The organism is Bradyrhizobium sp. SZCCHNR1093, from assembly GCF_032381175.1.
Classification (GTDB): domain Bacteria; phylum Pseudomonadota; class Alphaproteobacteria; order Rhizobiales; family Xanthobacteraceae; genus Bradyrhizobium.
In genome coordinates, this window is the sequence record NZ_JAUHJJ010000006.1 from 374,217 (window position 1) to 395,461 (window position 21,245).

At 64.4% G+C, this 21,245-nt stretch carries 25 protein-coding genes; 15 read left to right on the top strand and 10 right to left on the bottom strand.

Annotated elements, in window-relative coordinates; genetic code table 11:
• Positions 1-108: 108 nt before the first annotated feature.
• Both QX070_RS21700 and QX070_RS21705 read left to right on the top strand, forming a co-directional pair.
• Entirely contained in the window at positions 109-1,413 is a 1,305-nt protein-coding gene (locus QX070_RS21700) for a divalent metal cation transporter (RefSeq protein ID WP_315739096.1), read from the top strand.
• 195 nt (positions 1,414-1,608) lie between these two features.
• Positions 1,609-3,240 carry an NAD-dependent malic enzyme gene (locus QX070_RS21705; protein ID WP_315739140.1) on the top strand — a complete coding sequence of 544 codons (1,632 nt, stop codon included), beginning with the start codon at positions 1,609-1,611 and terminating at the stop codon, positions 3,238-3,240.
• 55 nt (positions 3,241-3,295) lie between these two features.
• On the opposite strand, the gene rocF is transcribed toward QX070_RS21705, so the two are convergent.
• The gene (gene rocF / locus QX070_RS21710) at positions 3,296-4,270 is read right to left on the bottom strand and encodes an arginase (protein ID WP_315739097.1); all 975 of its coding nucleotides are present in this window, start codon (positions 4,268-4,270) and stop codon (positions 3,296-3,298) included.
• Positions 4,271-4,468: 198 nt separating this feature from the next.
• Here rocF and QX070_RS21715 point away from each other — a divergent pair, with 198 nt between their 5' ends.
• Complete coding sequence (locus tag QX070_RS21715) at positions 4,469-4,729, top strand: hypothetical protein (RefSeq protein WP_315739141.1); 261 nt, start codon at positions 4,469-4,471, stop codon at positions 4,727-4,729.
• A gap of 10 nt (positions 4,730-4,739) precedes the next feature.
• Here QX070_RS21715 and QX070_RS21720 read toward each other — a convergent pair whose 3' ends face one another.
• Positions 4,740-5,858 (bottom strand): OpgC domain-containing protein, encoded by a 1,119-nt coding sequence (locus QX070_RS21720; protein ID WP_315739098.1) that lies wholly within the window; start codon positions 5,856-5,858, stop codon positions 4,740-4,742.
• A gap of 429 nt (positions 5,859-6,287) precedes the next feature.
• On the opposite strand from QX070_RS21720, the gene QX070_RS21725 reads away from it, so the two are divergent.
• From QX070_RS21725 to QX070_RS21735, 3 genes are all read left to right on the top strand, one after another.
• Positions 6,288-6,536: a hypothetical protein gene (locus tag QX070_RS21725; RefSeq protein WP_315739099.1), complete on the top strand. Its 249-nt coding sequence runs from the start codon at positions 6,288-6,290 to the stop codon at positions 6,534-6,536.
• 275 nt (positions 6,537-6,811) lie between these two features.
• On the top strand, positions 6,812-6,964 hold the full coding sequence (locus tag QX070_RS21730) for a hypothetical protein (RefSeq protein WP_315739100.1): 153 nt from the start codon (positions 6,812-6,814) through the stop codon (positions 6,962-6,964).
• Positions 6,965-7,115: 151 nt separating this feature from the next.
• Positions 7,116-7,430, top strand: a complete 315-nt coding sequence (locus QX070_RS21735; protein WP_315739101.1) for a c-type cytochrome — start codon at positions 7,116-7,118, stop codon at positions 7,428-7,430.
• A 108-nt stretch (positions 7,431-7,538) separates the two neighbouring features.
• Here the strand turns inward: QX070_RS21735 and QX070_RS21740 are convergent, their stop codons facing one another.
• Together QX070_RS21740 and QX070_RS21745 are read right to left on the bottom strand one after the other, a co-directional pair.
• A complete protein-coding gene (locus tag QX070_RS21740; protein ID WP_315739142.1) occupies positions 7,539-7,892 on the bottom strand; it encodes a phasin in 354 nt (117 codons plus the stop codon).
• 590 nt (positions 7,893-8,482) lie between these two features.
• Positions 8,483-9,502, bottom strand: a complete 1,020-nt coding sequence (locus QX070_RS21745) for a GlxA family transcriptional regulator (protein ID WP_315739102.1) — start codon at positions 9,500-9,502, stop codon at positions 8,483-8,485.
• 65 nt (positions 9,503-9,567) lie between these two features.
• Between QX070_RS21745 and QX070_RS21750 the strand changes: the two genes are divergently transcribed.
• From QX070_RS21750 to QX070_RS21765, 4 genes are all read left to right on the top strand, one after another.
• On the top strand, positions 9,568-10,278 hold the full coding sequence (locus tag QX070_RS21750) for a hypothetical protein (RefSeq protein WP_315739103.1): 711 nt from the start codon (positions 9,568-9,570) through the stop codon (positions 10,276-10,278).
• The gene (locus QX070_RS21755) at positions 10,278-11,570 is read left to right on the top strand and encodes an MFS transporter (RefSeq protein WP_315739104.1); all 1,293 of its coding nucleotides are present in this window, start codon (positions 10,278-10,280) and stop codon (positions 11,568-11,570) included. The genes QX070_RS21750 and QX070_RS21755 overlap by 1 nt, the downstream gene beginning before the upstream one ends.
• Positions 11,571-11,686: 116 nt before the next feature.
• Entirely contained in the window at positions 11,687-12,349 is a 663-nt protein-coding gene (locus QX070_RS21760; RefSeq protein WP_315739105.1) for a YqcI/YcgG family protein, read from the top strand.
• Complete coding sequence (locus tag QX070_RS21765; protein ID WP_315739106.1) at positions 12,346-12,672, top strand: cupin domain-containing protein; 327 nt, start codon at positions 12,346-12,348, stop codon at positions 12,670-12,672. Before QX070_RS21760 ends, QX070_RS21765 begins: the two co-directional genes overlap by 4 nt.
• Before the next feature lie 2 nt (positions 12,673-12,674).
• Here the strand turns inward: QX070_RS21765 and QX070_RS21770 are convergent, their stop codons facing one another.
• Positions 12,675-12,863, bottom strand: coding sequence for a hypothetical protein (locus tag QX070_RS21770; RefSeq protein ID WP_315739107.1), 189 nt, complete (start codon positions 12,861-12,863; stop codon positions 12,675-12,677).
• Between QX070_RS21770 and QX070_RS21775 the strand changes: the two genes are divergently transcribed.
• Entirely contained in the window at positions 12,844-13,074 is a 231-nt protein-coding gene (locus tag QX070_RS21775) for a hypothetical protein (protein ID WP_315739109.1), read from the top strand. The two genes, QX070_RS21770 and QX070_RS21775, sit on opposite strands and share 20 nt — an antisense overlap.
• Before the next feature lie 224 nt (positions 13,075-13,298).
• Complete coding sequence (locus QX070_RS21780; RefSeq protein WP_315712992.1) at positions 13,299-13,532, top strand: DUF6894 family protein; 234 nt, start codon at positions 13,299-13,301, stop codon at positions 13,530-13,532.
• A 222-nt stretch (positions 13,533-13,754) separates the two neighbouring features.
• On the opposite strand, the gene QX070_RS21785 is transcribed toward QX070_RS21780, so the two are convergent.
• Positions 13,755-14,810, bottom strand: coding sequence for a hypothetical protein (locus tag QX070_RS21785; RefSeq protein WP_315739110.1), 1,056 nt, complete (start codon positions 14,808-14,810; stop codon positions 13,755-13,757).
• Between the two features lie 231 nt (positions 14,811-15,041).
• Here QX070_RS21785 and bamA point away from each other — a divergent pair, with 231 nt between their 5' ends.
• Complete coding sequence (gene bamA / locus QX070_RS21790; protein WP_315739111.1) at positions 15,042-17,366, top strand: outer membrane protein assembly factor BamA; 2,325 nt, start codon at positions 15,042-15,044, stop codon at positions 17,364-17,366.
• A 36-nt stretch (positions 17,367-17,402) separates the two neighbouring features.
• On the opposite strand, the gene QX070_RS21795 is transcribed toward bamA, so the two are convergent.
• Entirely contained in the window at positions 17,403-17,819 is a 417-nt protein-coding gene (locus tag QX070_RS21795; protein WP_315739112.1) for a hypothetical protein, read from the bottom strand.
• 249 nt (positions 17,820-18,068) lie between these two features.
• Between QX070_RS21795 and QX070_RS21800 the strand changes: the two genes are divergently transcribed.
• Entirely contained in the window at positions 18,069-18,425 is a 357-nt protein-coding gene (locus QX070_RS21800) for a hypothetical protein (RefSeq protein WP_315739114.1), read from the top strand.
• Between the two features lie 69 nt (positions 18,426-18,494).
• Here the strand turns inward: QX070_RS21800 and QX070_RS21805 are convergent, their stop codons facing one another.
• Together QX070_RS21805 and QX070_RS21810 are read right to left on the bottom strand one after the other, a co-directional pair.
• The gene (locus tag QX070_RS21805; RefSeq protein WP_315739116.1) at positions 18,495-19,094 is read right to left on the bottom strand and encodes a DUF6456 domain-containing protein; all 600 of its coding nucleotides are present in this window, start codon (positions 19,092-19,094) and stop codon (positions 18,495-18,497) included.
• A gap of 52 nt (positions 19,095-19,146) precedes the next feature.
• Complete coding sequence (locus QX070_RS21810; protein ID WP_315739117.1) at positions 19,147-19,677, bottom strand: GcrA family cell cycle regulator; 531 nt, start codon at positions 19,675-19,677, stop codon at positions 19,147-19,149.
• 150 nt (positions 19,678-19,827) lie between these two features.
• Here QX070_RS21810 and QX070_RS21815 point away from each other — a divergent pair, with 150 nt between their 5' ends.
• The gene (locus tag QX070_RS21815) at positions 19,828-20,445 is read left to right on the top strand and encodes a helix-turn-helix transcriptional regulator (RefSeq protein WP_315739119.1); all 618 of its coding nucleotides are present in this window, start codon (positions 19,828-19,830) and stop codon (positions 20,443-20,445) included.
• Positions 20,446-21,013: 568 nt separating this feature from the next.
• On the opposite strand, the gene QX070_RS21820 is transcribed toward QX070_RS21815, so the two are convergent.
• Positions 21,014-21,245: hypothetical protein (locus QX070_RS21820; protein ID WP_315739120.1), on the bottom strand; the 232-nt coding region annotated here is incomplete at its 5' end.

Sequence of the window (21,245 nt, forward strand, 5' to 3'; positions counted from 1 at the left end):
GAAATCCGACGTGATCTGGAACGCTGGTACTCCCCTCCGGTTCCGGAGCCGGGAACGAAAAGAGGGCGTGCGACTTCGAGAGACATACACCGCCGGGGGAGCACTGCCATGGCCATGACCGTTGCATCCGAACCGAACAAACCGAAACGGTCGCCCTGGAGCGTATTCCGGGTTTTGGGTCCAGGTCTCGTGACCGGTGCCGCCGACGACGATCCGTCGGGAATAGCGACGTACTCCCAGGCTGGCGCGCAGTTCGGTTACGGGCTGTTGTGGACGGTCTTTCTGACCGCGCCTTTCATGATCGCGATCCAGCTGGTGAGCGCGCGCATCGGCCGTGTCACCGGCAAAGGGCTGGCGGCCAACATCACCGCGCTTGCGCCACGCGGGATCGTCTTCGGCCTCGTCGCCCTCCTGGTCGGCGCCAACACCTTCAACATCGCAGCCGACATCGCGGCGATGGCGGAGGCGCTGTCGCTGGTGATCGGCGGTCTCAACCATGAGCACGCGCTGATCTTCGCCGCCGGGTCGACGCTGCTCCAGGTATTCCTTCCCTATCGCCGCTACGCACCTTTCATCAAGGTGCTGACCCTCAGCCTGTTCGCCTACGTCGCGACCGCCTTGATGGTCGAAGTGCCCTGGAGCACGGCGCTGCTCGCGGCGGTATGGCCCAGCCCCTCGACGGAGGCCGACTATCTGCTGACGGTTGTGGCCGTCCTCGGCACCACCATCAGCCCTTACCTGTTCTTCTGGCAGGCCTCGCAGGAGGTCGAGGAGATGAACCAGGGCAAGGTCGACCGTCCCTTGCGCGAGCTGTCGAAGAAGGACCACCCCGACCTCCGACGGATCAGGATCGACACCACGATCGGCATGATCTTCTCGAACGCAATCGCGTTCTTCATCATCGTGACGACCGCCACGGTGCTGCACGCGCATGGCATCACCAGGATCGACTCGGCGACGCAGGCGGCCGAAGCCCTGCGCCCGCTCGCGGGCGACCTCACCTTCCTGTTGTTCGCGCTCGGCATCATCGGGACCGGCATGCTGGCGATCCCGGTGCTGGCGGGCTCGGCGGCCTACGCCGTCGCCGAGACCTTCGGCTGGCACGCGACCCTGGAGGCCAAGCCGGACGAGGCGGTCGGCTTCTACAGCATCATTGCTGCCGCCACGATCATCGGCTTCGGGCTCGGCTTCACCGGCATCGACCCGATCCACATGCTGGTGTGGAGCGCCGTGCTCAACGGCATCGCCGCCGTGCCGATCATGGCGATGATGATGGTGATCGTGTCCAATGCCGGGCTGATGGGCCGCTTCCGCGGACGGTCCTGGCTGATCGCCCTGGGATGGATCGGGACAGGTATCATGGCCATCGCCGTGCTGGCCCTGCTGTGGTCATTCGTCACGGGCCGCGCCTAGCGACCATCGCGTTTCCCTCTGCGTCGGCTGCAACGCAGTTGCACAATGTCATTGGTGCAACGCGGGACGTAAACTGTGTTAACAGTCCGTTCCCGCCATCCCGCCGCGATTGATGCCGATCAACGCTGGGCGCGCTCCGGTATGGCGGTGCTCGAACAAAGGACCTCGGAGACTGCCTTGACCCAACCGCAACGCATGAGCGCACCGACGCTATCCCCCTATTCCCCGCGCGGACTCGCGCTGCTGCGCGATCCGCTGCTCAACAAGGGCACCGGCTTCACCGAGCAGGAGCGCGATGCGCTCGGCCTGCGCGGCTTCCTGCCCGCCGGCGTGATGTCGATGCAGGCCCAGGCCGAGCGGATCCTGGTCAATCTTCGCAGCCTGTCCAGCGACCTCGAGAAGTACGTGGCACTGAATGCACTGCACGACCGCAACGAAGCGCTGTTCTTCCGGGTGGTCTGCGACAACATCGACGAGATCCAGCCGCTGATCTACACGCCGACCGTCGGCCTCGCCTGCCAGAAATTCGGCCTGATCTTCCAGCGTCCGCGCGGCCTGTTCATCTCGGCCAATGACCGCGGCCGGATCGCGGAGATCCTCGCCAACTGGCCGTATCGCGCCAAGCTGATCGTCGTCACCGACGGTGAGCGCATTCTCGGTCTCGGCGATCTCGGCGCCAACGGCATGGGCATTCCGGTCGGCAAGCTGTCGCTGTATTCGGCCTGCGCCGGCATTCATCCGGAGGAGTGCCTGCCGGTCATGCTCGATGTCGGCACCAACAACGAAGAGCTTCTGGCCGACCCCTACTACATTGGGCTGCGCCAGAAGCGCCTTACGGGCGAAGCTTATGACACGTTCGTCGACGAGTTCATGACGGCCGCGCGCGCCGCCTTCCCGGGCGTGCTGATCCAGTTCGAGGATTTCGCCAACCACGCCGCGTTCAAGCTGCTGCACAAATATCGCGACGACACCTGCGTCTTCAACGACGACATCCAGGGCACCGCAGCCGTGGCGCTCGCCGGCCTGTTCTCGGCGCAGCGTATCACTGGCGGCAAGCTGCGCGACCAGACCGTGCTGTTCCTCGGCGCCGGCGAGGCGGCCACCGGCATCGCGGATCTCGTCGTCTCCGCCATGATGGCCGAGGGCCTGTCCGAAGCCGAGGCGCTGCGGCGCAACTGGCTGACGGACTCGCGCGGCCTCGTCATCAAGGGGCGAGAGAACCTGCACGGCCACAAGCTGCGCTATGCGCACGACCAGGCCCCGATCGCAGACTTCCTGACCGCGATCAGGACGCTGAAGCCGACCGCGATCATCGGCGTTGCGGCCGTCGGCGGCGCCTTCACGCCGGAAGTGCTGCAGGCCATGGCCGAGCTGAACGAGCGCCCCATCATCTTTGCGCTCTCAAATCCGACCTCGAAGGCGGAATGCTCGGCGGAGTCGGCCTATCGCTACACCCAGGGCCGCGCGCTGTTCGCCTGCGGCAGCCCCTACGATCCGGTCAAGCTCGACGGCAAGACCTTCGTGCCGCGCCAGGGCAACAACTCCTACATCTTCCCCGGTGTCGGCCTTGGCGTCATCGCCAGCGGCGCGCGGCTGGTGACGGACGAGATGTTCATGGCTGCCGCGCACACCCTGGCGAACTGCGTCACCGGCGCCGATCTCGAGCAGGGCAGCCTGTATCCGGCGCTGCCGCGCATCCGCGAGGTGTCTGCCCAGATCGGCGCCGCGGTGGCCGGCGTTGCCTATCAGAACGGGCTCGCCACGGGGCCGGCGCCGAACGATCTGCTCGGCTTCGTCGAGTCGAAGATGTACGACGCCCGCTACTGAGCTCGACGCCCTCGGATGCCTCGAGCTCACCAGCGGCGAGCGAGGAGGCATCCGCCTATTGGTCCGGCACGATCGCGTTCGTGGGCGTTGGCCGATCGGTAATCTGCTGGCCGAACAGGCTGGCGATCAGTTCGACTGCGACCCGCGCGGTCTTGCCGCGCTCGTCCAGGAACGGGTTGAGCTCGACGATATCGACCGAACGCACCAGCCCGGAATCGTGCAGCATCTCCATGATGAGATGAGCCTCGCGATAGGTCGCGCCGCCAGGTACGGTCGTGCCGACGCCGGGGGCCACCTCGGGATCGAGGAAGTCGACATCGAAGCTCACATGCAGGACGCCGTTCCGCGCACGAACCTTGTCGAGGATCCGGCGCGTCAGTACGCCGACGCCGAACTCGTCGATGGCGCGCATGTCGGCGATGCTGATACGACGGAGACGCAGCAGCTCCTTTTCTGCCCTGTCGATCGAGCGGATCCCGAACAGCTCCAACTGATCTGGGGTGATGGGCGTGCGCGCCTCGTCGCCGAGCAGGCCGTCGAGACCCGGCTCGCCACACAGGAACGCGGCGGACATGCCGTGCATGTTCGCTGTGATGGTGGTTTCGGGCGTGTTGTAGTCGGCATGTGCGTCGAGCCAGAGCACGAACAGCTCCCGCCCGATCTCGCGGCAATGGCGCGCGATCCCGCTCACCGACCCCATCGACAGCGAATGGTCGCCGCCGAGAAACATCGGGATGGCGCCGGTCTGCGCCAGCTCGTGACTGCGACGCGCCAGCACCCGCGACCAGCGCTGGATCTGGCGATAGTGCTTGGCCTTCACCGGCGGCTCGTCACCGGGCTCCGTCATGTCGGCGATGCCGACATCGCCGTAGTCGGTGACATCGAGCCCGAGGCTTTCCAGCACGGTGATGAGACCTGCGGTGCGCAGTGCAGCAGGCCCCATCAGCGTGCCGCGGACCGACGCGCCGAGATCGATCGGAGCACCAAGGACGGCGATACGATGTGGCGGCTTAAGGTCTGGAGAAGCCAAGACGGAATCCTTTCATCGACGGCCGGGCGCCCAGCGTAGCGCGATTTTGCACCGCGCGCTTCGCCGGCGATGCGTCTCGGTCCCAGGGAACCAATCGCATCAGCCGGCATTTCCCACGAGCGTTACATGCGCCCCTCGGCCGAATCGCGTCGGCACGAGGGTGCCAATCCGACGAGCCGCGGCAAGAAGGCAACGACAGTGAGCAGCGAAACGTTCGAAACACCTCCGCAGCCGGGCGTCGCCGAACGCGCGCTCGACACCGCGACGGACATGTCGCATGCACTCGGCGAAGTGGTGGGTACCCTGAGTGCGGCCGTGGACCGGCTGAGCGAAGCGGCAAGGGACGCGCGGCGGCCCGGGACCGCCCTGTCGACCATCAGCGCGATCACCCGCGAGGCCCCGCTCGCGAGCCTGTTCGTCGCCTTCCTGCTCGGGGTCACCGTCGCACGCCGGCGTTGAGGAACGGCGGTCAGAACAGCCGCGGTCCGCGCCGGTCGAGCTGCGATTCCCATGTCAGCAGCGTGGCCGCGATGACCATGATCGCAATCCCGGCGACACTGATCAGGACCTGCATCCCCAACCCGCTCGCCACGTCGGTCAGCACGACCTGGCCGAGGAAGGCCAGCAGCACCCCCTGGCAATAGATCGGGAGCGAGTTCTCGCCGCACCTGATCATGGCCGTCATCAGCGGACGGATTGGCCCCTTCCAGTCCCGCGGAGCCAGCCGCGACACCACGAAGGCAAGCGCCAGGAAGTGCAACAACCGCACCGGCGCCAGGTGGCTCTTGTAGATCGGATAGATCAGGCCGCTGATGGCCGACGGGATCAGGTTCTCGAGACTCTTGAACTCCCAGCTGAGCGCCATCAACAGGCTGAACGCGAGATAGCCGATCGCCACGATCAACAGCGTTCGCGAGTCGAGGAGCGGACGCAGGCGTGTGGCGCCGGCACAGCCGTACCAGGCACCGATCACGAACAGGAACTGCCAGGCGAACGGATTGAAATACAGCTCGCCGCTCGGCCACGCCGGCGCCTGCCAGCTGAACAGCTGAACCATCATGTAGAGCAGGAATGAAAGCACCAGCGTCAACGTCGCGCTGGTGATCATCAGCCACAGGATGACGGGAAAGCAGATGTGCAGAATTGCAAACGTCAGCAGGATGTCGGTGTTGACAGGCGCGAATTGCAGCAGCGCCACATGCACCAGCGTGGGCCCGGGCTCGCGAAAGAAGAAGCCGGTGTTGGTCTCGTCGACGAAGCGTGTGCCGCCGCCGATCACCCAGACCAGCGCCGCATAGGCGAGCAGCAGCACCAGGAACGCCGCATAGATCTCCCAGGCGCGCCGCAGCGCCCGCACCACCGTGGTCGCCCAGCCCTGCTTCGGCAGCGCTCCGCCATAGGCGAGCATGCAGGTGTAGCCGGAGACGAAGACGAACACCTCGGAGGTGTCGCTGAAGCCGTAGTTGCGCAGCGTCAGCCACGCCAGCGAATTATCCGGAACATGATCGATGAAGATGAACCAGAGGGCGAGCCCCCGGAACGCGTCGACCCGGAGGTCACGACCTCCGTTGCCGTTGCCGGCTGCCACGCTATCCGTCCTCGCCAGCTCTTGATCATCGGCAAACAAGATGGACCTCGTCTCGGGATGGCCGACCAACATCGACTCCGGCATGCATGTTGTGCCTTAATATCTCCTGCCGGTCATCGATCGGAACTCGAATCCGCCGCACGCGTCGTCCACCCTTCCGGCAGATTTCGAGGTTGGCCATTGAGCGCAGCCCCCCGTTTGCGTCTTCAGGCTGCCCCCCGTCATTTCAGCCGATTGTGCACGGCCAATATCCGTACTCGAAAAGTGTGCACGGAAGCCGGGTGCCTGTGGAACATTGTCGGCATGGTGGTGTTAAGCATCTCACCACCGCCGGACTGGCAATTGTTCCAGTCCCGTATTTGCCCGGATTGATTGTAGATTGCCTAGACGTTGACTTGTAGTGGAAATGTTGACAGGGGGGGGGGTTCCGTGATCCACCGAGGTGTCCAATATACGGTCGTGGCGACTGCTGAACCGGACATGTGGGAATGGCGGTACGAGTTCGGCGATCAGATCAAGACCGGACGCACCCAGACCAGACTCGCCGCGCTCGCGGCCCGGCGCGTGAAGTCGAAGATCGATGCGGCGCTCCGTGCGGCCCAAACGGGTTCCGTGTCCACGGTGAATGTCGCCGAACGGATCGAGATGGCGAAGGCCGCATCGCATGGCCTGACCTGACTTTCTCTCTCTCCGGCGGTCCGGCGTGCGCCGGACCGCTCATCGCCTGTTGAGACAGATCAAGGCATCGATGCCGGCATTTGTCATGTTCAGGCGATGGAAACTCTCATTTTTCGCTGCTCCCAGACGGGATCGAACGTTCAGATCGGCTTGGCCGCACCGGCTCTTGCCGACCAGTTCGATGCCTATGAGGCTGCCGCATGCCCAGCATGCGGCGGTACGCACCTCGTCAACAGGCTGAGCGGAAAGATGCTGAGCGACAGGGAGGGCTCGACATGTCCTACGTTGCGGAAGAGCTGACGATCACCGCCTCGACCGATGTGTCTCGCTCGGCCGATATGTCCTGGCTGCGCCGCGCCGGCGCGCTCCTGAAGGCAATCGTCAGCCGGATCGACCTGTCCCATTTTCCCAAATCATGCTGTAATTGAGGTCGAGATTCATCGACGCGCCGCGCGTGCCTGCGAGGCGGAGCCGCCAAGATCGCTCCTCTCCAGGGGCGAAACATTCCTTCGTGAGCCACCCGCCGTCACTCCGGCGAGGTATGCCACCACTCAACAGACAATGATCAGGAGCTCCTTGATGCACGCCTCGGTGATGAGAGTTATGGCGATCGCGATCGCGGCTGCGGCGTCGACACCGGCATGGGCCGCCGATCCGGATCACGGCGGGGATCTGGCCCGTCGCTGGTGCGCCTCATGCCACCTCATCGAAGGGACGCAGAAGCAGGCGAGCGCGGACGTTCCCACCTTCGCTCAGATTGCTCAGAAAACGGATTTCACGCCAGAGAAGGTCGCGTTTTTCCTGCTCGACCCGCATCCGAAGATGCCGAGCTTTCCGCTCAACCGGCTGGAGGCGGCCGACATCGCCGCCTATATCGGCAGCCTGCGAAAATAGGGCTGGGCTCTTTCGCCCGTCTCGTCCGCCCGTGTCCATTCGGCGGCAGCGCTGCCGCCGAGCTCTGTCCATGCAGACCGTCGCTCCCGCGACGGCGAGGCTCGCGCTTCAGCTCTTGGGTTCGGTCGCCTTGCTCGCGGCGGACATGATGCTCGACGTGATCGTCTTCATGTGCTCACCGGCGTTGGTGAACTGGCTGCGCAGGAACTCGGACTGGATCCGCATCGCCTCCTCGAGCTCGGTGGCGTGAACGAGCTTTCGAGCGTGTTCGAAAGCCGTCTTGATGTTCTGCTCGGTGAGAGTGAGCGCCTGCTTGGACATGTCGGCGGCAGGTCCGGGAACCGTGCCGATCGATTTTCCGGCTGCGTCGAAGAACATCTCGAACGCCTTTTCCGCCTGCGAGATGGTCTTTTCGGCCAGGTCCCGCAGTTCAGCGGGCACTTCCAGTTTGGTTTGGGTCATCGTTGCGTCCTCCACGACAGATCCAACTACCACATCCGACTCCCTGCGTCGCCGTACAAATAGATGCGGAAGAAAGCTGCCAGCGCCTGTCAGAGTGCGGCCATACGTTGGCGCGTAATCTGCAGCGCGTATTCGATCGAAGCGAGGTGACGATCATAGGTCCGCCGCGCGCGCTCGGTCCGTAACGAGGCCTGAGAGCTCTCGCGCATGCTGCAGGGCAAGATCGAGGAGGAGGACAGTTCTTCTCGCATCCTCACTGACACCGAATGCACCGGCTCACACGGTGTCCATGTGGCCGGCACCGGCCACCACAACCGCGGCCTTCTCTTCGGCCGTCGCAAAGGCGGCCTAAGGAGAGAGTGTCCTCGTGCGAAAGGGAACGATGTTGGTCATTGGCCTTTCCCGTCCGCGGAGGCGGATCTGCATCAAATTTTCAGCGTTATACACGTGGCTTTTTACGGAAGCCTTTGAGCGATCGCATAAGGCCTGGCCGCTCTGGCCTCAACGCGAACGGCGAGACTAACCCGAAAGCAAAGAAAAAGGCGTCGACTCCGGCGAATCTTGTCAGCCCCGGTTGCGGCAAGCGCCGCTCAGCCCGAGAAGCGGCGCCGATACTCCGATGGCGACACGCCGAGATGCCGCAGGAACGCCCGCCGCATGCGCTCGTCGTCGCCAAAGCCCGCCCGTTTGGCGACTTCGACCACGTTTTCGACCTGGCGGCTTTCGAGTAGGAGGCGCGCCGTCTCGACCCTGAGCGCCTCGACTCCCTGTGCCGGGGTCATCCCGGTGCGGCTGACATAGGTGCGGGCAAAGGTGCGCGGCGTCATGCCGGCTCTCGCGGCCAGCGCCTCGACGCGCAGGTCGCTCGCGATGTTCTCGATGATCCAGGCATGCAGCGCACTGAACCGACCCTCGACGTCGGACGCCTGCGCCGCCAGGACGGTCGAAAACTGACTCTGGCCGCCAGGACGCTTCAGGAAGACGACGAGCCGGCGCGCCACGTCGAGCGCGATCGTATGACCGAAATCCTCCTCGATCATCGCCAGCGCCAGATCGATGCCGGCGCTCACGCCTGCGGATGACCAGACCCGGCCGTCCTGCACGAAGATCGCGTCGGGCTCGACCTTCACGTTCGGAAAACTGTCCTGCAGGCGGGGGCAGTAGCGCCAATGCGTCGCGGCCCGCCTGCCCTCCAGCGCGCCGACCCAGGCCAGCGCAAAGGCGCCGAGGCAGACGGATGCGATCCGCCGGGCGCCCGGGAGCACCTCGCCGATCCACCGCATCACCGTCTCGTCCTGCCGCAGCTTCCAGATGCCCGGCCCCCCAGGGATCAGCAGCGTGTCGACCTCATCCGGCTTCACGGACGAGAGCGGCGCTGTGTCGATCATCAGGCCGACATCGGTCGGCACCAGTCCGCCCTCCTTGGACACGTAGCTGAGCGCATAGCCCGGCCCCGGCAGCTCGATCTCGCTGAGCTCGGCGAACACCTGCGCCGGGCCGGAAACGTCGAGCAGCGTCACTCCGGGAAAGGCAAAGATGGCGAGCCGCCTTTCGGCACCATCTCGACGCACCGCAGCACGCCGGGGAGAGTTGGCAGGATTCGAGGGCATATTGTCCTTTAAGCCATCGGAGGACCGCCTGTATAGCTCGACCTTGCAGTGCTGGAGTTCACGTGATGTCGCGCAACCTGGACGGCCGATACAAGACGATCGCCTCGCCATGGGACGACTACACCGTCTACAGCTTTTCCGACGCGTCGGAGATCGAGCTGCCTGATCGGCAGCCGATCATGGATGCGATGAATTCGATCATTGCCATTAACTGGAAAGCAATCGAACCCCATTGGACCGCGGCCTCATCGCCGTTCAACAGCAAATACGGCCTCGTTCTAGTCTACGATCACATCGGACTGGTCGCGTTCTCGGTCTATCGCGTGATGACCATCGCGCAGCGGCTGGCCATCTATCGCAGTGGGACCGAAGTACTACCCGCACATCAGGGTCGTGGCCTGTATGGGTTCTTTACGTCGCAGATCCTCAAGCATCCTGGGTCGGCCACGCCCGGCGAAGAAATTCTTTACGGATGGCGTACGCGCAACCCGATCGTGTGGGCTGCCAACGCCAAGATCTGCGAGAGGGTCGCGCCGTCGCTGCTCGATGAGGCGGCGGATGCGGAGTTGCAGGCCGCCTGCGTCGAGATGTGCGCGACGATCTATCCGGGCAAGCCGCTCGAGGTGCCCCGCATGATCATGCGCGGCGCCTACGGACACATCCAGCACATCAGACAAGACTATCACGGCAGGGCCTCGCTGGTCGAGACCGCGATGTCGCGGATCATCCCGGATTCCGCCGACGCCCTGTTCTCCGTCGGCTATGCGAGGGTGTGATGGCGGCGCTCGGACAACAAGCGGTCGCGTCCTCTCCGCTCCGGTTCTTCGATCGCGCCTATGTTGCGTGGGGAACGGTCGCTTTTGCCTACGCCGTCGCCTTCCTGCAGCGGATGTCGCCGCAGACCGTGGGCCTCGACTTCATGCGCGACTTCGGCACCGACGCCTCCGGCGTCGCGATGCTCGCCTCCAGCTACTTCTGGGGCTACACCTTGATGCAGATCCCCGCGGGCGTTCTGGTCGACCGCTACGGTGTGAAGCGCGTCGTCCTGTGCAGCATGGCGGCGTCGGTGCTCGGCAGCGCCGCCTTCGCGCTGTCGCCTACCCTGTTCGACGTCTTCGTCGCACGCGTGGTCGTGGCGTGCGGCGACGCGCTGGTGTTCACGGCGCTGCTGAAGCTCGTCGCGCAGAACTTTTCCGACCAGCGTTTCGGCCTGATGTCCGGCATCTCCCAGGTGTCGGGCTATGTCGGCGGCGTCCTCGCCACGACCCCGCTTGCCGCTGCGGTCAGCGGCTTCGGCTGGCGCGCCTGTTTTCTCTTCATCGCCTGCGTCGGCGTCGCAAACTTTGCCTGCGCGTCCGCGACCTTGAAATCCGCACCTGCGAACTACACCAGCCGGACGCTGAAGAGCGTCCTGGTCACAAGCTGGCATGCGCTCGGATCGGCCGCGACGTGGGGCTGCGCCATGAGCTTCGCTGCGCATTTCGCGGTCGTGACCACGCTCGCGGGGGTGTGGGGCATCCCGATGGTCGCGCATTATTTCGGCATCTCGCCGTCAGCGGCCGGAGGCCCTCTGCTCGCCTTCATGGTCGGCAACGCCATCGGATCGATCTTTCTCGGCCATGCCGCCGACCGGATGCAGTCGCTCAATGCAGCCCTGATTTCCATCACCCTGCTGCGCATGGTGCTCGTCGTGATGCTGTTGCCGGCACTGGCGCACAGCTTCGGCTTCTTCTATGTCGGCGCGGTGTTCGCCGTGCTCGGTCTGGTGGCCGGGGGCACCGTGCCGCTGATCCTGAAAAGCACGAAGCATCTCTACACGGCGGAGCGCATCGGCGTCGGCGCATCGATCAATACGACAGCCGCCGGCATTTTTGCCGGGCTGGCTCAGCCGGCGATCGCCTTTGCCATGGTGACTGCAAGCGGCCTCGACCCCGACATCGGATCAAGCCTGCGCAGTGCCGCCAGCGATTCCGGCTACGCGGCCCTGATCGAGATTCTTCTCCTGATGTCGCTTCCTGGACTCCTTGGGCCGCTGATGATGAGGCGCGAATTGATACTTCGTACTTAAGCATAAGAACAGAGAGGGTCAGTATGCCGCGTTTGTATTTGAGAAGGGACGAAGTCCGATCCGGCCATCAGGCCGGCACCTGGCAGAGCGTCCTGTTTTCGGAATTCGAGGCTCAGATGAGCAGCGAAGCAAGACCCTTTCCGTGCGTATTCGGCGTCGCGGGCTATCGTCACGATCAGCTTCGTTATCTGTTTCTCGACCCCATCGACATCGACGTGCTCGGCCAGCAGCTCGCCTTGTTCGTCTCGGAGAGCCGCTCGCACGGGCCCAACACCTCGCTGGTGCTGTTCACGCGCCCGCGCCCGGTCCAGACCATCGACTCCTACTACAAGAAATTCTGGCACATCCTCGATCAGCTGGCGCGCGTCGACAGCCAGCCGTGGCCCGCCGAAATTCCCGAGACCGTCGATCATCCGATGTGGGAGTTCTCGTTCGCCGGGGAGCCGATCTTCGTCGTCTGCAGCACGCCCGCACACGTGATGCGGCAAAGCCGCCGATCGAGCGCATTCATGCTGACCTTCCAGCCGCGCTGGGTGTTCGAACGGATGCTCGGCACGGACGAGGCGGCGGCCAAGGCCTTCGGCGAGGTGCGCAAACGGCTGGTCCCGTTCGACACGACGGCGCCTTCGCCCCAGCTCGGACGCTACGGCAATCCGGAGGGCCGGGAGTTCAAACAGTACTTCCTCTATGACGACAACCAGCCGCCGCCGGCCTGTCCCTTCCACAAGCTGGCGCAGACCAAACCATCGTCCATCGCAGACAAGGAGCAGGCTGCATGACCCAGATCATCGCAGGAACCAAGACCAGCTTCGCGATCGATCCCGACATCCTGGCGCTGTTGCCGGCGCAGGGCTGCATCGAGCTGCAGCACGATGCAGCCGGCAAGGTTCACGCCTTCCATACCCACCCCGTCGATGAAATCCTCGTCGTGATCAAGGGACGGCTCACGTTTCGTTGGGAAGGCGGCGAGCGCATCTGTACCGCCGGTGACAAGATCCTGTTGCCGGCCGGGACGCTGCACGAATCGGAAGCGCTGGATGATGCAATCTACGCGATCGCCACGCGACCACCCGCAACCATTGCATGCAATCGGGAGGGATGAGGTCAGGACAGAGGGCGGTCGGTCTCCGAAAGGGCGTCTGCGATCAACCGCTCGACTATCTCGATCACCTCGATGCGCTGGCCCGGAGCCAGCTTCAGGAACGCCTTCAGCAGACGAAGGCTTTCCACGGCTTCGCTCGATGGGGCTCCGAGCTTCGTGTGCAGCTCCGCGATGAATGTTGAATTCTTCATCTCGCACCTTTGGCAGGAAACGGTAATGCCAGTCCTTAGCAAACGTGAAGGCCTTGCACGCAAGGTAGATACTGCAGCAATCGAGGCTGAAAGTCTCGGTCTGACGACTGCGACCCTGATCCTCAGGATGGCCCGCCTGGAAATCGACCGTGCGGAACCCGATGAGGTTGAAAGTATGCCAGGGAACAACTCTCGCAGCAAGCCGAACTGACCGGTAGGTTGATTTCGGCGTCACAATTTGGGTCTTCTGGCAGTTTCTGGCTGACGATACCAGTGGAAACGGTCGTTTACCGAACAATGCGAGGGGATTACGGCAGCGGTAAGCTTGTCCTCCACATTAGAGGTCTTCTATAGTTTGCTTTGGGGAAAGAATGGGTTGCGGATCCCGCTCGGGCTCCGCGCCCACTCCCGCCACACAGCGGCTGCAGGAAGACCATGCGCACTTATTATTTCGATATGAAGGATGGCATTCCGACCAGAGACCGGACCGGCCTGGAATTTGCGACGAGTGCGGGGGCGATCGAGCACAGCCGGGACTTGGCCCGGCGACTCCGGCACGACCCGCGCATCACCGACCGCAGGCTGTCCATCGTCGTCGTCGACGAATCTGGCGCGGAGGTTCACCGTGAGCCGGTTTATCCGGCTGCAGTGAAGGCCAGCTTGTCCTGATTTTTTCATAGGCGTGCCAGCAGAGACTGCGCGCTGACTACTTTTTCTACTTTTCGTAGAGGAAACGAAAAGCCGAACAACCCTTGAGTGTGTATGTTGGGCGCGCGATCAGGCCGCTTCGGCATCAAGAGCGCCCTGAGTGTCAGCCCCCCGCCGCTCCGCTCAACCGGCTCTCCCCTTCCCCCGGTCGCCAACGAACGCCACCGCTGCGCCACCGACGGCCTATTGCTGCTTCTCCCAGAACGAGAGCAAGCCCTGCGAGGCCGAGCCACCGATCACGCAGGGGATGCCGACGGCGACCTGCCCCAGCGCCGCAGCCGAGACGCAGCCGAGCGCAAGGGCGCCGACGCCGAGCTGTCCCCAGAAATCCATGTTGCGCCGGGCGTCAGAGCCCTTGGTCTTCAGCTCCTCGACCGCGGCGACGGCATCCTTGCGGACGGCGCCGAGCTGCACCGTATCGGCGGCCTCAACCACCTCCCTGAGCGGCTCCTTGACCGGTCCCGACTGCCGCGCCAGCTCCTCCCGGAGATAGTCGCGCAGGCTGGCATCGCGCACCGAGTAGCTGGCAAGCGTATAGCGCGCCATGCTACCGATGGTCAGCTTGTCGACCGTGTCGCGGCTCTTCGACCATGGCAGCATCTGCACGATGCGCTGGATCGGCACGCGCGAGCCGGTCGCGAAGTAATAACCCCAGAGGATGTCGAGCAGATCCTGGTGGGTCGCGTAGCTGAGCCGCGTGTCGAGCTTGCGCTCCTCCTTCTTGAACGGATTCTGCGTCAATGCGCCACGCAGCTTGTCCATCACGCCAGGCTTCGTTTCCTCCAATGGGATGTCCATCAAGGTCGGCTGTGCGCCGCTGAGATAACCGTCGATCATCACGCGGCGGCCCGGCATCTTCGGCGCGACCTTGCGCATGAGATTGCGCCAGTCCGGCAGACCCGAATAGGCGATGGCCCGCACGACCACCCACTCCTCCTCGGGAGGCACGGGAAAGAAGCTGTTGACCAGTTGTTCCGCCTTGGCCGGATTGGAGCCGATCGCCCCCGCGATGAAGCCGAGATAGATGCCCGCGTTCTCCGGCTCCTTGAACGTCTGCGAGTGAAACAGCACCCGCACCGCCGCCGGCACATGGGCGTAGTCGGGTTTGGTGCGATAGTTGTAGATCCAATTCTGGACGACACCGAGCGACGCGCGTGGGTCGATCTCTGGGACGACCGCAGCAGCAAGGGCTGATTGAACGAAAGTGCAAGCGATGAGGGCCAAGGCGATCGCGCGCATGGTCTGCTCCCGACAAACGTTCGCCGCATCAGCATCTGCTGGCGCGTACGGATGAGGACGATGCTGCACGCCGTTTGAATCGACTCTGCGTCGATTCTGCGGCCGCGCTCGATTCCCTGCCGGTCACCCTTCGCAGGCGTGATCGCAGGCCGCCAAGTCTCCACGGCTTCGACATGATTTGGCCGCCCACCGGCTCTTGCATCCCGGCATGACGAGCAGGCAGATGCGCGCATGTTGACCGCCCGAGACAGCCGTCACCGTGGAGACAGCAGATCGCGACATGTCGCGTTGATCGTTGCGACGCTGTTGGTGGTGACGTCCGCGCCGTCGGCAGTGGCGGCCGAAGCCCTTGCAGTACAGGGCAATCGGCGCGTCGATGCCGACACCGTGCGATCCTATTTCCACACTGACGCCAACGGGCGCTACGACGCCGCCGCGCTCGACGCCGGCCTGAAGGCGCTGGTTGCGACCGGGCTGTTCGACGACGTGAAGATCAGCCGCGCCGACGGACGGACCGTGGTCCGCGTCTCGGAAGCAAAAGTGCTCGATCGCGTCGCCTTCGAAGGTAACAAGAAGGTGAAGGATGCGGAGCTCACGGGCGCGGTGCTATCAAAGCCGCGAGCCGGCCTGCAGCGCGCAACCGTCCAGGGCGACGTCGCCCGCATCATCCAGACGTACCATCGCGCTGGACGCGACGACATCCGCGTCGTCCCGGAGATCATCGATCGCGGCAACGACCGCGTCGATCTCGTCTTCACCATCACCGAAGGCAAGAAGACGCCGGTCAGGGCGATCAACTTCACAGGCAATCGCGCCTATGGCGCCCGACAATTGCACGCGGTGATCAAGACCTCGGCCACCAACGTGCTGAGCTTCGTGACCGGCGGCAACGTCTACGACGCAGATCGCGTCAACGAGGACCGCGAGCTGCTGCGACAATATTATCGTAACCACGGCTACGCCGATGCCGAGGTTTCCAATGTGAGCGTCGACTATGACGCGGCAAATAGCGGCTACAACCTCACCTTTGCGATCGAGGAAGGCGGACTCTATAAATTCGCCGCAGTCGACGTCTCCTGCAACGTGCAGGGGCTGGCCTGCGACCGCCTGCGCACATTGTTGCTGACGCAGCAGGGCGACACGTTCGACCAGAGCAAGATCGACAAGACCTCCGAAGTCCTGGCGGCTGAACTTGGCAAGCTCGGCTTTCCGTTTGCGCAGGTCGAGCCCAGGATCAATCGGCATGCGCAGGATCGGCTGGCCGACGTCACCTTCCAGATCGAGCAGGGACGACGCAGCTATGTCGAGCGCATCGAGATCCACGGCAACACGCGCACGCACGACGACGTGATCCGGCGCGAGTTCGACGTCAGCGAAGGCGATGCCTACAACAGGACGCTGATCGACCGCGCCGAACGTCGCCTGCGCAACCTCAACTACTTCAAGACCGTCAAGATCTCGACGCGGCCGGGCTCGGCCAGGGATCGCGTGGTGCTGGATGTCGAGGCAGTCGATCAGGCGACCGGCGACTTCAACGTCTCGGGCGGCTATTCGTCCACGGACGGATTGCTCGCCGAGGTGAAGATCGGTGACCGCAACGTGCTCGGCACCGGCAACACTGCGCAGGCCACCTTCACCTACGGCCAGTTCGCGCGCGGCGCCAGCCTGTCCTTCACCTCGCCCTACGCCCTCGGTCGAACGACACCCGGCATGGAGCTGTTTGCGCGACAGAGCATGGTCAGCACATTCCAATCGTTCGGCAGCAACACCTATGGCGGTGCCCTCACCCTGGGCATGCCGGTCAGCGAGCAGACTGCCATGCTGTGGCGCTATTCGCTCTACGACCAAAGGGTGGTGCTCGCGCCGGGGATCTCGCCGGCGGCGGTGTCCCTGCCGGTCCGCCAAGCGGTCGCGGCCGGACGGCAGACGGTGTCCTCGCTCGGCAATACCGTCACCTACAGCACCCTCGACAACAACAAGACGCCGACCAGCGGCATTCGCTCACAGTTGACGCAGGATCTCGCCGGCCTCGGCGGCGACGTTCGCTTTTTGCGGACCACGGGCGACGTCCGCTATTATCGATCGATCAACAGCGACCTGACCGGCATGGTGCGCGCGCAAGGCGGCTATATCACCGGATGGGGCGGCCAGCAGGCGCCGCTGCTCAACAGCTTCTTCGGCGGTCCCACCATGGTGCGCGGCTTCGCGCCGGGCGGCTTTGGGCCGCGCGATCTGACGCCGGGATCGACGATGGACAATGTCGGCGGCAGCCTGTTTTGGGCGACCACGGCGGAGCTGCAGGGCAACATTCCTGGATTGCCGCAGGAATACGGCCTGCGTGCATCGGCCTTCGTCGACGCAGGAACCGTGTTCGGCTATCGCGGCCCGACCCAGAATGTCCAGGTGGCGAACAGGAACGTGCTGCGCTCCTCGGTCGGCGTCGGCATGACCTGGGCATCGCCATTCGGACCGCTCACGATCGACTATGCGGTCCCGATCAGCAAGGCGGCGTACGACGTCGTGCAGCCGCTCCGTTTCAGCGCCGGCGGCTTCTGAGCCGACACCGCAACATGGACGGAGCGCCGCGTCACGTCAGTACGGACTGTAGTAGTAACCGGGCGGGCCGTAATACGGGCGAACATAGTATGGCCGCGGTGCGTAGTACACCCGCGGCGGCCCGTAATAGCCGGGTCCGGGATAATAGCCGGGCCCATAGTAATAGTAGTCGTCGTGCTGATGCGCGGCGATTGCGCCGATGGTGCCGATCATTGCACCCATGATGGCCAAGCCGGCGGCTGGATTGCCCCTGTAGACGCGGCGATAGCGCCGGCGAGCGCTGAGATCGGTCAAATCGCCGGCTGTCGCCGTCGCGACCGCCCTCTTGTTGGCCGGACCCGCCGCCCCCGCATGGGCTGGCGCCGGCGCGCTCGCCACCGCGGCGATGGCCGCGACGGCCGCAATCGCGATTTTTCCACCGGCCGAAGGAGATCGATATTTCCCGCTGAACATGGCATCACCCTTCACTTCACTCGTTCCCAGATACAACATGCCCGGGCGCGCAGCTTGACCTGTGTCAACTCAGGACCAACCCGGCCATCAGGCGGCACGTACGCATCCCGCAATCGCGCTTAGACGCGACGTCACGCCCCCTGGTTCAACCCACCGCCGCATCGATTTCTGCGAACCGATGGCCGCCCGTCGGGAACCAATGGCTGCACACCGACGCCGTCCATCATGCCATCGGCAACAGGAGTCCTCATGCCTTCCAGACTGACACGCCCGATCTTCATCGCCGTCGCCACACTGTCGCTCGCTGCCTCGATGGCGAAGGCCGGCGACAGCGCGACCTCGCTGTTCAAGGTGGTGACCGTCAAGGACGAGATCGTCATCGGTCTCAATAGCGACGAGTTGGCGACGATCGGCGGCAGCGATGCCAGCGCCGTTGCGCGCGCACTGGCGCAGAAAGGCGACCTCGCGGCCTGGCAGTACAACGTTCATCGCGGCCCGAACGGCGAGCTGCAGATGACGCCTTCGGCCAAGATCGGTTTGCTGTCGCATGCCTCGCTGCGCGTCGAGCCCTACAGCACCACTTATGTCGTGACGCCGCATCCCTGAGGGAAAACGATTGTCCGACCGGCGCTCGTACCCCGTCGACGACGGTACGAGCGCCGGTCGTGCCGGCCGTTAGCTCTCGCCCCGACGGCCCGATCGCACGGCCCCATCGCATTTCCTGGCGATCCTGTCGGTGGAAAACCCGTAGACCACGGCCAGCCGGTCCAGGCACTCCTTGAAGCGCCGGGCGAAATAATCATTCCAGCGCTGGCTGGCGAGCCCCCGCTTGTGTCCGACCTGCTCCATGGTCAGGCCGTGCACCAGCACGTCATGGGTGATCGCCCCCCCGTCGGCGCCGAGCTCGCGCTCGGCGCGGTTGAGCCGCAGCACCGCCTGCCTCTGGCCCTCGGTGACCGGCTCGCGCCCACGGGCGCCGTCGACGTGCTCGCGCGAGGGATCGATCGCCTGCGGGCCCCGCTCGGCCCGCTCCCAATCATTCTGGAACGCCCGTCCGGCCCGGTATTGGGCGTCATCCAGCTGCTTGTGCGCGTGCAGCCGGCCGAGCGGGTCGCTGCGGACCGATCGCAATGCGACGATCTTATCGCCGGGCTCGAGCGCCAGCGGATCGTCGATCTCTACGGGAATCACGTCTGCATTTCGCGGCAGGTCGTGAGCTCTCCGGTCGTGGGTCTTGGACATGCGATGGGGCTTGCTGCGTCTGGGGCGCGCCATGTCTCGTCTCCGGAAAATGGATGGGGTCAGTTCGGGTCGGGTTTGCCGCGCTCTACGCGGCGGCGACCAGCCGCAGGATCAAAGGGCCGGCGGAGCGCACGGCGGTCTCCTCGGGCGGAAGCCGCGTGAGATGGTAATGCGGCGTGCAGTAGCAGGAGCCGGGCTGGCGCGGATGACCGCAGAAGGTGATGGGATCGTCGTCCCGGTCGCCTCCATAGGGGTAGCGGCAATCGTTGCGTTCGAGCTGGTCGAGGGACAGCAGGCGCGGGCTGAGGCCGACGCAGCGCAGCCTGACCGGCGCGGCAGGCTTCGGCGGGGACGGCATCGGCCACGCCGCCGCGTCCGGGCTTCGCCGCCGGGTTCGGGTCGCCGCGGACATCGGCCGGGGCTCGGATCGAGCGGCTTTCGGCCTGCCCGGCGCCACCAGCCCGATCCGCTTGCCGCGGCCAAGCGTCGCGTTCCGCGTATAGGCGGTTCCGAACCGCGCATTGAGGGCGCGCGCGATCTCGGCATAGGACCGCCCCTGGGCATGAAGCTCGCACAGCATTTTGGAATGTTGGTCTGGCCAATCGGTGGATTGCATTCTCGCCTCTTCCTTCTGGGTCGGGGCCGCCGGACCCGCCGGCTCACCCGACGGCCAAATCTTCCGATATTCCGAACAAAAAGTCAAGCTTGAGTTCTGATTATTCGAAACATATAATCCCTTCCGAGATTCGCAAAAGAGGTCAAAGCCATGTTGGACGTCGCCATGATCGAGCGTGCACTCGAGAAGCCAGGAAAGACGAAAGGAGGGTTGGCCCGCGCCATGGGCGTGCGGCCGGGCGCGGTCTCCGAGATCCTCGGCGGCCAGCGCCTGATCAAGGCGGCCGAGATTCCGCTCATTACGGAGTATCTCGAGCTCAATTCGGTCCCCGTCATGGGACGGGTCGGCGCCGGCTCGGTGATCGAGCCGGATTACGAGCAGGTGCCGGTCGAGGGCCTCGGCGAGGTCGCCCTGCCCTTCCCGATCTCCGAGGAGACCATCGCCTTCGAGGTCTCCGGTGATTCGATGCTGCCGAAATATGAGAATGGCGACGTGATCGTGGTCTACCGCGAGCAGCGCCACCCGCTGTCGAGCTTCTACGGCGAGGAGGCGGTGGTACGCCTCAAGTCCGGCGAGCGTTACCTGAAGACGATCGAACGCGGCAAATCGCCGTCCGTGGTCAATCTGAAGAGCTTCAACGCCAAGCCGATCGTGGGGGTCAAGCTGGACTGGATCGGCGAGATCTTCGTCACCCTGCCACGCGGCCAGATCTCGCGGATCCGCGCCAAGGCGGCCGCCAAGTCGCGCGCCCGCGCGGCGAACAAGTAAGACTCGAGACCGGATGCGGGGGACGCCGAGGCGCTCCCCCTGCATCCCCCCTCCAGGCCCCCTCCAGGGAAGGGTGGGCACCGCGCCTGTGGCGCCGTCGTGATCAACAATTCTGAGCGACATATGGGGATGTGCGTCCTTAGCCTCGCGGCGCCCAGGCGTCCGAGTGATACAGTGGTCTCACCCTCTTCAAACGAGAGGGTGCAGGGAAGGCCGGACCTCGACTGAGGCCCGTGGCCCGCCTGCTCAAAAAACGCAGGCGGCAGGTACCACAGGTCCAGCCGGAACGATCCGGCCCTCCCTGCGCGATGGTTTTCACGGCTGCTTCGCGTTCTCCCCGGTGCGCCGGGCTTGTTGGTCACCGTCACCCACGCGGCGCTGTCAGCGCCGGCGCAGGCTTGATACCGGCATCGGAGTATCAGGACCACGCGACTTGACCGTACGAGCCGGTGTTGTTCGTCGGCGCGAATGACCACGCTGCAAACCGGCTCGCCCATCACTCCCCGCCTCCACGTGTCGTGACGACCGCGATACGCCCCTCTCCATGAGGCGGGATGCGCGTAGACAATCATGAATTCTGAAAAAGAGAAAGAAAGAATTTTTCGGCCCGGCGGGCCAGACCGGGGCAATGCGTTGAAGCCTCGCCCAAAACAAGCGTTTCCGCACACATCGTCTGCAGGCGATCGAATGCCATGAACGGACCATCGTGCGGGCGCATCGACCCTGATTTGCCCGACGAGGCTGGGCAAGAATCCGAATTAGGGGGGTGAGAGGGCTCGGCGCGGTGCAATTTCGAGCCA

Excerpts from the sequence above, each read along its gene's own strand:
- bamA (WP_315739111.1), top strand. The coding sequence starts at position 15,042 with ATGTTGACCGCCCGAGACAGCCGTCACCGTGGAGACAGCAGATCGCGA.
- QX070_RS21815 (WP_315739119.1), top strand. The coding sequence starts at position 19,828 with ATGTTGGACGTCGCCATGATCGAGCGTGCACTCGAGAAGCCAGGAAAG.
- QX070_RS21805 (WP_315739116.1), bottom strand. The coding sequence starts at position 19,094 with ATGGCGCGCCCCAGACGCAGCAAGCCCCATCGCATGTCCAAGACCCAC.
- QX070_RS21730 (WP_315739100.1), top strand. The coding sequence starts at position 6,812 with ATGTCCTACGTTGCGGAAGAGCTGACGATCACCGCCTCGACCGATGTG.
- QX070_RS21765 (WP_315739106.1), top strand. The coding sequence starts at position 12,346 with ATGACCCAGATCATCGCAGGAACCAAGACCAGCTTCGCGATCGATCCC.
- QX070_RS21745 (WP_315739102.1), bottom strand. The coding sequence starts at position 9,502 with ATGCCCTCGAATCCTGCCAACTCTCCCCGGCGTGCTGCGGTGCGTCGA.
- QX070_RS21810 (WP_315739117.1), bottom strand. The coding sequence starts at position 19,677 with ATGCAATCCACCGATTGGCCAGACCAACATTCCAAAATGCTGTGCGAG.
- QX070_RS21795 (WP_315739112.1), bottom strand. The coding sequence starts at position 17,819 with ATGTTCAGCGGGAAATATCGATCTCCTTCGGCCGGTGGAAAAATCGCG.
- QX070_RS21800 (WP_315739114.1), top strand. The coding sequence starts at position 18,069 with ATGCCTTCCAGACTGACACGCCCGATCTTCATCGCCGTCGCCACACTG.
- QX070_RS21735 (WP_315739101.1), top strand. The coding sequence starts at position 7,116 with ATGCACGCCTCGGTGATGAGAGTTATGGCGATCGCGATCGCGGCTGCG.
- QX070_RS21750 (WP_315739103.1), top strand. The coding sequence starts at position 9,568 with ATGTCGCGCAACCTGGACGGCCGATACAAGACGATCGCCTCGCCATGG.
- QX070_RS21785 (WP_315739110.1), bottom strand. The coding sequence starts at position 14,810 with ATGCGCGCGATCGCCTTGGCCCTCATCGCTTGCACTTTCGTTCAATCA.
- QX070_RS21770 (WP_315739107.1), bottom strand. The coding sequence starts at position 12,863 with ATGAAGAATTCAACATTCATCGCGGAGCTGCACACGAAGCTCGGAGCC.
- QX070_RS21705 (WP_315739140.1), top strand. The coding sequence starts at position 1,609 with ATGAGCGCACCGACGCTATCCCCCTATTCCCCGCGCGGACTCGCGCTG.
- QX070_RS21775 (WP_315739109.1), top strand. The coding sequence starts at position 12,844 with ATGAATGTTGAATTCTTCATCTCGCACCTTTGGCAGGAAACGGTAATG.
- QX070_RS21755 (WP_315739104.1), top strand. The coding sequence starts at position 10,278 with ATGGCGGCGCTCGGACAACAAGCGGTCGCGTCCTCTCCGCTCCGGTTC.
- QX070_RS21760 (WP_315739105.1), top strand. The coding sequence starts at position 11,687 with ATGAGCAGCGAAGCAAGACCCTTTCCGTGCGTATTCGGCGTCGCGGGC.
- QX070_RS21780 (WP_315712992.1), top strand. The coding sequence starts at position 13,299 with ATGCGCACTTATTATTTCGATATGAAGGATGGCATTCCGACCAGAGAC.
- QX070_RS21700 (WP_315739096.1), top strand. The coding sequence starts at position 109 with ATGGCCATGACCGTTGCATCCGAACCGAACAAACCGAAACGGTCGCCC.
- QX070_RS21740 (WP_315739142.1), bottom strand. The coding sequence starts at position 7,892 with ATGACCCAAACCAAACTGGAAGTGCCCGCTGAACTGCGGGACCTGGCC.